Raw genomic sequence first — 12,239 nt, 5'->3', positions numbered from 1 at the left:
AGGCTGACGCCGGGCCACCCGCCCGGCGCGTAGCCTCGATCGGGTGATCGTGGCTATGACGATTCCGGGCCTGGCGATGCTGATCATCGTGGTGGCATTCGCGGATGTGGCCTACCGCAAGGCGACCGGCCGCACCGCGCTGCCGTGGATGCGGACCGAGGGCGAAGACCGTAAGGCCGCCGCCGTCGGGATGGAGCAGTTCGACGCGGTGTTCAACGCGGGCAAGCAGCACGAGATCGAACAGCGGCACTCGGTGCTCATGCACCGGGAGAACCCGGGCGACGGCGACGACGGGGTGGATGTCGATCTCACCGCCGGAAAAGTCGTTCTCCGTAAGCCCTGAAAGATATATCTGTCAGTTCGGCAGCGGGTTGGGATCCATCGCCTGCTGCGGAATCGTCTGCTGGATCGCCGCCGAAATATCCTGCAACGGAGTCGCTCCGGCCTTGTCCGGGGTAGTCACCGCGATGTACGTGCCGCGGTCCACCGCCCAGTAGGTGCCGGAGGTGACGCCGCTGGTGGGGTCGCGCAGCTCGAACCAGTTGACGCCCTGGTCCTTACCGATGGCCTTGGCCGTCTGGATCTGGTTGGTCGAGGACGCCTTGTTGAACTCCTGCGGCCGGTCCAGGCCGCAGCGCACCACGATCGGGTCGCCACCGTCGGGCAGCTGCCAGGCGTGGGTCGCGGCCGGGGCGGGAGCCACCAGGTCGGAGGTGGTGTAATCGCCGATCTTGTCCGGAAGTGCGGTCATCAGCGCCGAGCACTCCTTGCTGGACGCGCCGGGCGCGGGCACCGCGCCGAGGGCGAGTGGGTCGCGGCTGTGATGACGGTTCGCGAGCACACCCATGACCAGCAGGCCGACGATGAGCGCGATCGGCAGCGCCACCGCGGTGGCGATGAGCGCGGGGGAGCGGCGGGTCTCGAATTCGTCCGAGTCCTCGGTCACCGGAGTCGTTGCGGCGTCGGCGTCGGCCTGGTCCGATTCGGTGCTCTCCGGAGTGGTGTCCGGCTCGGTGTCTTTGCTGTCCGGCTCCGTGCCGCGGGTGTCGTTGCTCATCGGGAACGAGGGTACCGTCGAGCGGTCAGCCGACCGCATCACACTCGCCCCGAAGGAGACCGTCATCACCGCCAGCAGCAGGCCGGAGTCCGGACCGGGGGCGCAGACCGTGGGCGAACTCGGGGAATTCGGGCTCATCGCGCTGGTGAACGCGGGGCGCACGCAGACCCGCGGCGTGCTGCTCGGGCCCGGTGACGATGCCGCGGTGATCGCCGCGCCCGAGGGCCGGTTCGTGGTGACCACCGACATGCTGGTGCAGGACCGGCACTTTCGGACCGACTGGTCGAGCGCGCACGACATCGGGCGCAAGGCGATCGCGCAGAACGCCGCCGACGTGGTGGCCATGGGCGCGGTGCCGAGCGCGTTCGTGGTCGGACTGGGCTGCCCCTCGGAGACCCCGGTCGAGTTCGTGCGGGAACTGACGGACGGACTGTGGGCGGAGGCCGGTCGGGCCGGAGCGTCCATCGCGGGCGGCGATATGGTGCGCAGCCCGATGCTGATCATTTCGGTGACGGCGTTCGGGGATCCGCGCCGCGCGCCGATCAAGATTTCCGGCGCGCGCCCGGGTGATGTGGTGGCGGTGGCCGGGAAGCTCGGCTGGTCGGGCGCGGGCCTGGCGGTGCTGTCGGCGGCGGAGCATGCCGAGGACGCGAGCGCGGAACTGCTCGCGGAATTCGCGGATGTGGTTGCCGTGCACCGGGTTCCGCAGCCGCCGTACGAGGCGGTGCTGGAGCTGCCGGACACCGTCGAGGTCACCGCGCTCACCGACGTCTCCGACGGGTTGCTCGCCGATCTCGGGCATATCGCCGAATCTTCCGGGGTCGCCATCGATCTGGAGGCCGCGGCACTGGCCGTGCCCGAGTTGGAGGCGGTCGGGAAGGCCTTGGGTGTCAACCCCCTTGACTGGATTCTGGCGGGCGGCGAAGACCACGCATTCGCCGCGACCTTCGCCGATTCGGGTGATTTGCCCGAAGGCTGGGTGCATATCGGCCGTGTTCGCGCAGGGTCGGGCGTGACGGTGGACGGCAGTGCCCGATCCGGACTCGCGGGTTGGGAATCCTTCGCATAGACGGGTGCAATGACGGAATGGATCTCGACACGATAGGTTTTCCCGACATGGGTGCGAAACCACTGTCGGAAGTCATCGATACGGGCTGGGCCGAGGCCCTCGAGCCGGTGACCGACCGCATTGCCGCCATGGGCGAATTCCTGCGAACCGAAAACAACGAGGGCCGTGGCTATCTTCCCAAGGGGGAGAACGTGCTGCGGGCCTTCCAACGGCCCTTCGACAAGGTCCGGGTCCTGATCGTCGGCCAGGACCCGTATCCGACGCCGGGGCATCCGGTGGGGCTGAGTTTCTCGGTGGCTCCGGACGTTTCGCCCATTCCGCGCAGTCTGTCCAATATCTATTCGGAGCTGACCAAGGACCTCGGGCTGCCGATGCCGTCCAACGGGGATCTCTCGCCGTGGTGCGATCAGGGTGTCCTGATGCTCAATCGAGTGCTCACCGTGCAGCCGGGCCAGCCCGCCTCGCATCGCGGCAAGGGCTGGGAAGCGGTGACCGAGCAGGCAATTCGCGCGCTCGTTGCCCGCGATCAGCCGCTGGTGGCGATTCTGTGGGGCCGCGATGCCTCGACGTTGAAGCCGATGCTGGGCAGCACGCCGTACATCGAATCCGCCCATCCCTCACCGCTGTCGGCGTCACGGGGATTCTTCGGATCGCGGCCATTCTCCCGAACCAACGAATTGCTGGGTACCCTAGGGGCCGCACCGGTGGACTGGCGTCTGCCCTAGCGCGAATCCCGTTGACCTGATTCAGGAGCATGTGAATGCAGAACAAGACTGCCCGTGGTGTTTTCGTGGCGCTGGCCGCCGGCGCGGCGCTCGCGGCGGCTCCCGCCGTCGCCAATGCCGACGGGCTGCCGTTGGAGAACTACACCCCCGACACCACGCACACCACGGTTCAGCCCGTGGGCAGCCTGTTCGACACCAATAGCGTGAGTGGGCTGTCGTCGAATGTGACCTCGCGCCTGGCGTGCGTCGTGCAGTCGATCAGCCAGCAGGTGGACTGCCTCAACGGTGCTGCCTAGTACGCACCATTCGCACCTGCATTGCGGGAGTGAAGGCTTCGACTCGGCGCTCGCCGTCGAGTTCGAAGCCGTACTTCTCGTAGAAGGCCCGCGCTCGCGGGTTCTTCTCGAATACCCAGAGCGACGTAGCGTCCTCGTCCGAGAGCACCGCCCGCATCAGATCGTGGGCCAGGCCGGTCCCGTAGTAGGCGGCGCGCACGTACATGGCGCTGAGTTCCAGTTCGGCGGGCGGGTTTTCCTCACGCGACGGCCCGCAGGCCGCGAATCCGACGACCTCGTCGTCGACGACCGCGACCACGACGTGTCCGGGATATCGGACGCGGATCCGATCCCAGGCCGCGGCCCGCTGCACCACATCGAAGGCGTCCAGCACATGCTGGGGCACCAGATCCTGATACGCCTCACGCCAGCAGGCGACATGGCAGATGCCCAGACCTGCGGTGTGCTCGGCCGCCAGCGGCGACACTTGCCATTCGCTCATTCCCACCCCTGAATTCGATAGGCCGGGTACGACAAAAGCCCCGGCCCACCATTCTGGGGGACCGGGGCTTCCGACGAGAACTGGATATCAGCCGCGAACGACCTTGCCCGCCTTCAGGCAGGAGGTGCAGACATTCATGCGGCGGGTGTTGCCGGGGGCAACCTGAGCGCGCACGGTCTGGATGTTCGGGTTCCAGCGACGGTTGGTGCGCCGGTGCGAGTGCGAAACCGACTTACCGAAGCCGGGGCCCTTGGCGCAGACGTCACAAACGGCAGCCATAGTCGCGAACTCCTTCATGGTCATAGTGGGACCCGCTGCACGATGCACAGCGTGTCCGAAAGCTTATGTCTTGGACGTACCTACCAGCGAATAGCTGGCCAACGCGGGCTGATACCTGGAAGCACAGGACCATGCCTGCGTGAGGCAACCGCACAAGACTAGCCAACCCCTGCATCCGATGTCCAATTGGGTCCCCCGTCCGCGCCGCGTATGCGCCGTACGAATGCCAGGTGACAGCGTGGTGTCGGGCTACCCGACTAGGCTGGCTGCGGTATTCCACGACGTGAGCGGAAGGACGGTGACGGTGCCCGGGGTAGCGGACGCGCTCGACGGTACTGCCCTGCTGAGCTGGGGTCGCTCGACCCTCGCCGCCCTCGAACGCCACCGCGACGAGATCAACGCCCTCAATGTCTTCCCGGTCCCGGACTCCGACACCGGCACCAACCTGCTCAGCACAATGCGCGCCGCCGTGCGCGGGGCCGAGGAATCCGCCGTGCCCGCGCCCGATCCGTCCTCGGACGATCGTTTGCCCGCGGTGGCCGAAGTCACTGGCCTCGCGTCCGCGCAGGCCGATGACGAGGGAGCTCTGACCATCGAGGAAGCGACCGGACCGCAGGCGCGTGAGGTCGCGGCGGCCATGGCTCGGGCGGCAACCATCGGCGCGCGGGGAAATTCGGGGATCATCCTTTCGCAGGTGCTGCGGGGTATTTCGGATGCCGCCGTCGACGGGCCACTGACCGAAAGGTCGTTGCGGGTCGCGTTGCGGCAGGCCGCGCGACTGGTGCGGGAGGCACTGAGTTCGCCGGTCGAGGGGACCATGCTCACCGTGCTGGATCGAGCGGCCGAGCGGGCGGCAGATTGTTCGGAGCGGGATCTGGTCTCGGTCGCGCTCGCGGCAGCGGATGGGGCGGCCAAGGCTTTGGGGGAGACGCCGACGCAGTTGGGGGTGCTGCGCGAGGCCGGAGTGGTCGATGCGGGGGCGCGTGGATTGCTTGTCCTCTTGGATGAATTGGTGGCGGCGGCCGGTGGCACTGCGCCGACTCGGCCTGAATATCGGCGTGGCGGGCCCGAACGCGGCGGCGGGGCCGGCGGCCCCCTTCGTCATTCCGGCGTGCTTCTGGCCGGAATCCACCCCACGGCGTTGGATCCCGGCCAAAAGCACGCCGGGATGACGGGTGGGGCTGCCGTCGCGCCGCAGTATGAGGTCATGTTCCTGGTGCGCGATACCGATGAGCCTCGGGTCGACGCATTGCGGGATCAGCTTGATGCACTGGGGGATTCGGTGGTTGTCGTGGGGGACGGGGCTCAGACCTGGTCCGCTCATGTGCATTGCGCGGATGCCGGTGCTGCCGTGGAGGCGGGGCTGGCGGCCGGGCAGTTGAGTGGGATTCGGATCGAGACGTTGACCGCGGATATGCATGCCGATCGCAGTGTCGCCGATCGGGCGATTCTGGCGGTGGTTACCGGGCCGGGGGCGGTGCGGTTGTTCGAGGACGGCGGGGCGGTGGTGTTGGAGGGGGCGGTGACCGCCGAGGTGTTGTTGGAGGCGATTCGGGGGGTGGCTCGGCGGGAGGTGCTGGTGTTGCCGAACGGGGCGTTGCCGGCGCACGAGTTGGTGGCGGTGAGTGTGGCGGCGCGGGATGGGCAGCGGGAGGTTTTGATGCTGCCGTGCGGGTCGATGGTGCAGGGGTTGGCGGCGTTGGCCATGCATGACGCGGGGCGGGCTGCTGCCGACGATGCGTTCGCCATGTCGGAGGCGGCGGCTGGAAGTCGTTGGGGCGCATTGCGGGTCGCGCCGGAACGGGCCCTCACCATGGTCGGCATGTGTGAGGCGGGGGATGGGCTCGGGCTGGTGGGGCAGGACGTGGTGGTGATCGATTCGGATGTGCGGGCCGCCGGGCGGACGCTGTTGGATCGGATGCTGGGCCTGGGTGGGGAATTGGTGACGATGCTTATCGGATGCGATGCGCCGGAAGGGCTTTCGCAGGAGCTGGCGGAACATGTGGCCGCCGGTTTCCCGGGCGTGGAGGTGGTTGTGTATCCGGGCGGGCAAGCGGGAGATGTAGTCCAGATCGGGGTGGAATAGATGGCGACACTGGCTGATCGGTTGGATCATGTGCTCGGGGTGAAGGCGGCCGAGCAGCTGCAGGAGAGTTTCGACATGCAGACCGTGGAGGATCTGCTGCGGCACTATCCGCTGCGCTATGCCACGCAGGGGCAGCCGCTGACCGAGGAGGAGCCCGAGGAGGGCGCGCATCTCACGGTGATCGGCCGGATCACCAAGACCGATCTGCGGCCGATGAAGAACCGCAAGGGCAGCCTGCTGAAGGTGAGCCTGGACGCGGGCGGCACCAAACCGGTGGAGATCACCTTCTTCAGTGGCGACAAGGTGCGCCACCTGGTGAAAGAGGGTGCGCGGGCGATGATGTCGGGCACCGTGCACTACTGGCAGCCCACGAAATGGAACCTCTCGCACCCCGACTACCTGATTCTCCCGGAGAAGGGTGAGGGCTCGGTCGAGAGCCTCACCTCGGTGCACGGCGGCGGTGCGTTGCGCGGTCTCGCGCAGAGCGCCAAGGGTGCCGGGGGCATCGACATGTCGTTCTTCGAGCGTGAGTTCATCCCCGTGTATCCGTCGACGGCGAAGGTGCAGAGCTGGAATCTGCTGCGCTGTGTGCGGCAGGTGCTCGATCAGCTCGACCCCATCGACGATCCGTTGCCGGAGCCGTTGATCACCGAGCATGCGCTGATCCCGGTCTCGGACGCGCTGCGCCTGATCCACCTACCCGAGCACAAGTCCGATATCGAAGCCGCCCGGGGCCGTTTGCGTTTCGACGAGGCCATGGCCCTGCAGTTGGTGCTGGCCGAGCGCCGTCACCAGGTGGAGGGACGGGCCGCCAAACCGTGCCCGCCGCGCACCGACGGCATTGCTGCGGCCTTCGACAAGCGGCTGCCGTTCGAGTTGACCGAGGGGCAGTTGACGGTCGTCGGCGAGATCTCCGCGGATCTGTCGCGCAGCCATCCCATGCACCGGCTGCTGCAGGGTGAGGTGGGTTCGGGTAAGACCATCGTGGCCCTGCACGCCATGCTGCAGGTGATCGACAACGGGCAGCAGACCGCGCTGCTCGCGCCGACGGAAGTGCTTGCGGCACAGCATTATCGGTCGTTGAAGAAGATGCTCGGCGATCTCGGCACCGCCGGGGAACTGGGTGCGGACGAGCTGGCCACCAAGGTGGTGTTGGTGACCGGTTCCATGTCGGCGGGCCAGAAGAAGGCCGCGCTGTTGGACGCCGTCACCGGTGAGGCGGGTCTGGTGATCGGCACGCACGCGCTGATCCAGGACAATGTCGAGTTCTGGGATCTCGGCATGGTGGTGGTCGACGAACAGCACCGCTTCGGTGTGGAGCAGCGGGATGCCCTGCGCGCCAAGGCCAAGGATGGTGCCAGCCCGCACCTGCTGGTCATGACGGCCACCCCGATACCGCGCACCATCGCCATGACCACGCTCGGTGATCTGGAAACCTCTGTGCTGACCCAGCTTCCGCGCGGCCGCTCCCCGATCACCTCGAAAGTCGTTCCTGCCAAGGTGAAACCGGCATGGGTGGATCGGGCGTGGGAACGCATTCGCGAGGAGGTCGACGCGGGCCGCCAGGCGTATGTGGTGTGCTCGCGCATCGGCGACGAAGAGGACGGTAAGGCCGGAAAAGGCAAGGGCCGCAAGAAATCCGACGAGGAGAAGGAAGCTCCCACCACGCATTCGGCCGTGGACATGTACGAGATGCTCGGCAGCGGCCCGCTGAAGGGGCTGCGCGTCGGCCTGCTGCACGGCCGCCTCCCCGCCGACGAGAAGGACCGTGTGATGCGCGCCTTCAACGACGCGGAAATCGATGTCCTGGTGTGCACCACGGTCGTCGAGGTCGGTGTCGACGTCCCGAACGCCACGGTCATGGTGATCGTCGACGCCGACCGCTTCGGCGTCAGCCAGCTACACCAGCTGCGCGGCCGCGTCGGCCGAGGCAAACACGCGGGCCTCTGCCTTCTGATCACCGAGTCCGGCCCGGTCGGCACGGCGATGGCCCGCCTCGAAGCGGTCGCGGGCACCACCGACGGTTTCGAACTTGCCGTCCTGGACCTCCGCCAACGCCGCGAAGGTGACGTTCTGGGCTCCGCGCAATCCGGCACCGCCCGCAGCCTCCGCCTTCTCTCCCTCCTGGATGACCTCGAAGTAATTACCGCCGCACAACAATTGGCCCGCGAGATCGTCGAATCCGATCCGGGCCTGAAGAACCACCCGGGCCTGGCAAGCATGATGCGCGCAGCCGTCGACGGCGAACGTCTGGAGTACCTGGCCAAGTCCTGACGTATGACGGGTGACGTCGGCTAGTCCAGGGGCTCGACGGGTGCGGCCTCGTTGTCGAAGTCGAGTTCGCTGTCGTCGTCGAATCCTGTGTCGCTGTAGCTCTCGGGTTCGGTGTCGTCGAGCCCGAGGTCGTCGTCGAGCCCGAGGTCACTGTCGGGTTCGGCTGCGGTGTCGGGTTCGGTCTCCAGCCCGGCCAGTTCCGCCCACTGCGCGAGTTCCTCGTGATGCGAACCGGTGTGGGTGGCTTCCCCGACATCGACGGCGGCCGAATCGCTACCGCTGTCCCCGTGGCGGGTCAGCAGCATGAGCGGCCAGCTGGGCGCAGTACCCGCCCGGCCGTCGAAGGGGTGCCAGTCCCAGGCCGACTCGAACCGCCACACCCGCGCCGCGGCGTCGGCGACCTCGTCGCCGGGTTCGAGGAATACGTAAGGGCGGAACCGCAATTCCACGGTGCGGGGGACGGCGTCATCAAGATCGAAGGTGGCGGTGTGCGGTTCGGCGTCGGGTCCCCGGTGCGGGCCCGCGGGCACGAAGCCGATTTGTCGGTGACTCACCTCGGTGATCCGGACCAGTGTCGGCGGAATGCCAATCCGACCCGCGCCCCCGGCACCGTCGGGATCCGCGGCCCGCCACGGCCATTCGACCGGGACCTCGTCCTCGGTCAGCGCGTTCACCCTGGCTTCGGTGAACGGACAGGACAATTCGACTATGTCCCCGACCCGATATTCGACCGCCACAGCCACCGAACCTAATGCGTCGCGGCCCGAGCGTCTGCTCTCGGCTAGGCCATGGCGGGGAATTCGTCGGCTTTCACGCCTCTGATGAAGGCTTCCCATTCGCGGACCGTGAACAGCAGCACCGCACCGTTGCCGCCTTCCTGGCTGTGGGCGACCACGATGCCGCGGCCGGGTAGATAGCCCACCTGGACGCAGCTGCGCTCGGGATCGCCGACCGCGGTGTGCTGCGGCAGGAGCCCCGTGGGCAGGTCCGCCTTGGTGATCATCACCGATTCCTTCCCAATCCTGGTGTGGTCCGGGCCGAGGACAAGGGAGGCAGCCGGACAGGTCCGCGATGCGGGACAACGCCGTCTGGCATCGGCTGAGCGAATTTCGATCGTTTCGCGATCGCAACCACACTACCGAAGCCAGGGCGAACCATTGCTCCGATCGACTCGAAACGACAACCCATTATGAAGATTCAAGAATGAAGCCTCGGGCCGACAGCCTGGGGGAGCGCGGCTTTCGCCTGTTCGGGGTGTATGTGGGAATCCGCAGTGGGTGGCAATCGGCGCGTCAAGCACCGTTGCCTGCGGTGACGCAAGTCGGAATCGAACCGACGAGGGTCCTGAGTGAAAATCAGGCTGCCCATGCCAGCAGAGCAACTGCGCCGTGAGGCTGACTATCCAGGGAAGAAGGCTGAGCGACGGGACTCGAACCCGCTGATACCGGTGTCACAAACCGGTGCCTCGACCACTTCGGCTTCGCTCAACATGGGGTGCGCACGGGGTGGAGCCGTGCGGATAGTCAGCGGCTGCGATGGTCTGAGGTAAGCGCTTCCGGCGCAAGATGTTCTCGGAAGGCGGACGACGACGCGGCGGCGACGGAGGTCGAATGATGCTGCACTGCCGGTCCTTTCGTCGTCGGCGGGATGATGGATGTAACGCTAACTCCGCCGCGCGGCCGACGCCACCTATTTATCTCGGGGTTGGTCTCACACCTCGAGGTCTTCCTCGATCCCCTTGAGCCGGTGGCGGGCCATGGCGAGGTTGGCGCGGCCGCGGTCCAGCGCGAGATACAGGAACAGTCCCTTGGATTTCCGCCCGGTCATGGGCCGGATGACATGGTATTGCCCGCTGAGCGTGATGAGGATGTCCTCGATGTCCTCCTTGATGCCCAGCTGGTCGATGGTGCGCATCTTGGCGCGCACCACCTCGGTGTTGCCGGCGGCGGCGACCTGCAGGTCGAGGGCCTTGGAGCTACCGAGCATGCCCAGTGCCATGCCGCTGTTGTAGTCGACCACGGCCGCGCCGATGGCGCCGTCGATCACCATCATGTCCTTCAGTGCTATATCCATGTTGGACATGGGTTTTCCTTTCAATCGGTGTTATCACTTGGGGTTGGGAGTCGGTGTCGGGGCGGCCTCGGGGGCGACGGCCGCCAATTGATCGGCGATGGTGCGGGCGGCCGGCCGCGATTCCAGGTGCAGGCGGCCGATATTCGCGCCGGGGCCGGTGAGTACGGTGAGCGAGGCGGTCCAGCCGACGGCGTAGATCACGACGTCCCCGCCTTCGCCGTGTACCACCACCTCGTGGAAGCCGCCGCCATTGGCGGTGGCGGCCAGTCGATGTGAGAGCGACAGCTGCGCCGCCGTCAGCGCCGCCATGCCCGCGGGCTCGATGTTCGGGGGCAGATCGTGCGCGATGAGCAGCCCGTCGGTGGATGCCACCAGGGTGCCGATCAGCTGCGGTACCCGGTCCCGCAGTGCTTTCAGCTCCATGACTACCTGCGTGTTCGGTTCTGGGCCGGACATCGCCACTTTGGTCAACCTTCCTATCAATTCACCGAGCCGCCTCTTCCGCGCGGTCACGCGAGTTCCTCCAAGGCCGCCTCCCTATCTGTTGCTTCACAGCTCCTCCAGCGCCGCACGCAGGCGTATGAGTACGTCCCGGTCGGGCGGTTCCCAGCGGTCGGGGACGGCGACCACGGCGGCCTGCCGGACCCGCCGACGCAGGGGCGGCGGGGAATCCGGTGCGGCGGTGGCGGGTTCGGCCTCCTCCGTACCGACCGCACCGGCCGCGAGGGGCGCGGCCGGTGCGGTGCTGACGCGGTCGGTGAGAGTCACCGTGACCGGTGGCTCGATCAGTCCGATCGCGGTGAGTTCACGGACCGCCAGCAGGCAGCCGTAGGTGGTGCGCCCCAGTTCCTCGGCGAGGGCGCTGACGGTGCGGCGGGTGTCGACGGCGGCGAGCACCTCGGCCTGGCCGCCGGTGAGGACCACACGCCGGCGGCGCACCCGCCGGGCCGGGACGACGGTGACGCGGTCGATCAGTTCGACCGGCCACACCCCCGCGCCGGGGTCGCCGCGCCGCGCGCATTCGTGGATGAGCGCACCCGGGGTGATCCGGCAGGCATGGGCGAGACGGTGTTTGGGCCCGGGCCGGAACTCCACCACCGGTGCGTCCGGCGGTTGGGGCAGCAGTACCGGCGCCCCCAGCATCACGTAGGCGGCGTCGAAGACCGACAGCAGCGCAAGGGTTTCCAAACGTGGGCTGGTCAGTAGCCGATCGTCGCCGCCGGTGCGAGCGCGCCGCCAATGCTCGGTGGTCGCCACTCCGGACGCCACCACCATCCGGTCGAGTCCGGTGGTGCGCTCGCATTCGGCGGCGACGATGGCTCCTTCGACTAGGTGAAATGCGCCGTCGCCCACGGTCAGTACGCCGGTACCGTGTTCTTGCTCGAGCCGCCGCAGTTCGATCAGGAGTTCACTGTCCATGATCGTCCTCGGCAAATTCGGCGAGAATTGCCCGCAGCTGGTATCGGGCCATGGCGAGATTGCCACTGTCGCCGTCGAAGAGGATGTGCACGAAAAGCCGCCCGTCGAAATCGCCGTCGATCAAATTCAGCAGGTGATATCCCCGCGTTCCGCACACGATGATCTCGGTGATGTCGTCGCCGGGGAGTCCGGTGACGAGGGCCGGTGAGGTGAGCACCGACCGCACGACATCGGTTGCGGCGGCGGCGTCTTCGTGCTGGTCGACCACGTCGTGACGCCCGGCGGCCGCAATGGCCAGACCGCTCGCGCCGTCTACGAGGGTGACGCTGCGTGCGCCGGGAATGTCCATGATGCGTTTGAGACATCCGTCAATACCGATCACCGCGCCACCGCTTGTTATCGAGAGACTTCGAGCGAATCCAGACGCTACACATGATGTGCTCGTGATGTGTGGCAAACGCCGGATTAATCGATAGCTGT

General features: G+C 67.2%; 15 protein-coding genes and 2 tRNA genes. 6 read left to right on the top strand and 11 right to left on the bottom strand.

Features of this window, described 5'->3' with window-relative positions; genetic code table 11:
• Window positions 1–43 precede the first annotated feature (43 nt).
• Window positions 44–343: a DUF6191 domain-containing protein gene (locus ACFXHA_RS37070; RefSeq protein WP_379364614.1), complete on the top strand. Its 300-nt coding sequence runs from the start codon at window positions 44–46 to the stop codon at window positions 341–343.
• A gap of 12 nt (window positions 344–355) precedes the next feature.
• Here the strand turns inward: ACFXHA_RS37070 and ACFXHA_RS37065 are convergent, their stop codons facing one another.
• Entirely contained in the window at window positions 356–1,057 is a 702-nt protein-coding gene (locus tag ACFXHA_RS37065) for a DUF3515 domain-containing protein (RefSeq protein WP_379364612.1), read from the bottom strand.
• 109 nt (window positions 1,058–1,166) lie between these two features.
• On the opposite strand from ACFXHA_RS37065, the gene ACFXHA_RS37060 reads away from it, so the two are divergent.
• Genes ACFXHA_RS37060 through ACFXHA_RS37050 form a run of 3 tightly spaced genes read left to right on the top strand, consistent with a single transcriptional unit; the run spans window position 1,167 to window position 3,147 of the window.
• Complete coding sequence (locus ACFXHA_RS37060) at window positions 1,167–2,126, top strand: thiamine-phosphate kinase (protein ID WP_379364833.1); 960 nt, start codon at window positions 1,167–1,169, stop codon at window positions 2,124–2,126.
• 47 nt (window positions 2,127–2,173) lie between these two features.
• A complete protein-coding gene (locus ACFXHA_RS37055; RefSeq protein WP_379364610.1) occupies window positions 2,174–2,851 on the top strand; it encodes a uracil-DNA glycosylase in 678 nt (225 codons plus the stop codon).
• Window positions 2,852–2,886: 35 nt separating this feature from the next.
• Window positions 2,887–3,147, top strand: coding sequence for a hypothetical protein (locus ACFXHA_RS37050; protein ID WP_379364608.1), 261 nt, complete (start codon window positions 2,887–2,889; stop codon window positions 3,145–3,147).
• Here ACFXHA_RS37050 and ACFXHA_RS37045 read toward each other — a convergent pair.
• Window positions 3,131–3,628: a GNAT family N-acetyltransferase gene (locus ACFXHA_RS37045; protein ID WP_379364606.1), complete on the bottom strand. Its 498-nt coding sequence runs from the start codon at window positions 3,626–3,628 to the stop codon at window positions 3,131–3,133. The genes ACFXHA_RS37050 and ACFXHA_RS37045 overlap by 17 nt on opposite strands.
• A gap of 87 nt (window positions 3,629–3,715) precedes the next feature.
• On the bottom strand, window positions 3,716–3,907 hold the full coding sequence (rpmB, locus tag ACFXHA_RS37040; RefSeq protein WP_011210730.1) for a 50S ribosomal protein L28: 192 nt from the start codon (window positions 3,905–3,907) through the stop codon (window positions 3,716–3,718).
• 223 nt (window positions 3,908–4,130) lie between these two features.
• Here rpmB and ACFXHA_RS37035 point away from each other — a divergent pair, with 223 nt between their 5' ends.
• Both ACFXHA_RS37035 and recG read left to right on the top strand, forming a co-directional pair.
• Window positions 4,131–5,993, top strand: coding sequence for a DAK2 domain-containing protein (locus ACFXHA_RS37035; RefSeq protein WP_379364604.1), 1,863 nt, complete (start codon window positions 4,131–4,133; stop codon window positions 5,991–5,993).
• Entirely contained in the window at window positions 5,994–8,267 is a 2,274-nt protein-coding gene (gene recG, locus ACFXHA_RS37030; RefSeq protein WP_379364602.1) for an ATP-dependent DNA helicase RecG, read from the top strand.
• Between the two features lie 20 nt (window positions 8,268–8,287).
• Here recG and ACFXHA_RS37025 read toward each other — a convergent pair whose 3' ends face one another.
• From ACFXHA_RS37025 to ACFXHA_RS36990, 8 genes are all read right to left on the bottom strand, one after another.
• Window positions 8,288–9,004, bottom strand: a complete 717-nt coding sequence (locus ACFXHA_RS37025) for a hypothetical protein (protein ID WP_379364600.1) — start codon at window positions 9,002–9,004, stop codon at window positions 8,288–8,290.
• Between the two features lie 44 nt (window positions 9,005–9,048).
• Window positions 9,049–9,270, bottom strand: a complete 222-nt coding sequence (locus ACFXHA_RS37020; protein ID WP_379364598.1) for a DUF397 domain-containing protein — start codon at window positions 9,268–9,270, stop codon at window positions 9,049–9,051.
• A 309-nt stretch (window positions 9,271–9,579) separates the two neighbouring features.
• Window positions 9,580–9,655 (bottom strand) — tRNA-Glu (locus ACFXHA_RS37015).
• A 27-nt stretch (window positions 9,656–9,682) separates the two neighbouring features.
• Window positions 9,683–9,754: transfer RNA gene (locus ACFXHA_RS37010), tRNA-His, on the bottom strand.
• Between the two features lie 223 nt (window positions 9,755–9,977).
• Window positions 9,978–10,349: a hypothetical protein gene (locus tag ACFXHA_RS37005; RefSeq protein WP_379364596.1), complete on the bottom strand. Its 372-nt coding sequence runs from the start codon at window positions 10,347–10,349 to the stop codon at window positions 9,978–9,980.
• A gap of 24 nt (window positions 10,350–10,373) precedes the next feature.
• The gene (locus tag ACFXHA_RS37000; protein WP_379364594.1) at window positions 10,374–10,763 is read right to left on the bottom strand and encodes a roadblock/LC7 domain-containing protein; all 390 of its coding nucleotides are present in this window, start codon (window positions 10,761–10,763) and stop codon (window positions 10,374–10,376) included.
• A 126-nt stretch (window positions 10,764–10,889) separates the two neighbouring features.
• The gene (locus tag ACFXHA_RS36995; RefSeq protein WP_379364592.1) at window positions 10,890–11,759 is read right to left on the bottom strand and encodes a hypothetical protein; all 870 of its coding nucleotides are present in this window, start codon (window positions 11,757–11,759) and stop codon (window positions 10,890–10,892) included.
• Entirely contained in the window at window positions 11,749–12,141 is a 393-nt protein-coding gene (locus ACFXHA_RS36990; protein WP_379364590.1) for a hypothetical protein, read from the bottom strand. The genes ACFXHA_RS36995 and ACFXHA_RS36990 overlap by 11 nt, the downstream gene beginning before the upstream one ends.
• Between the last annotated feature and the right edge of the window lie 98 nt (window positions 12,142–12,239).

The organism is Nocardia sp. NPDC059240 (genome assembly GCF_042753865.1).
GTDB lineage: Bacteria > Actinomycetota > Actinomycetes > Mycobacteriales > Mycobacteriaceae > Nocardia.
This window is presented reverse-complemented; position numbering and strand designations above follow the sequence as displayed.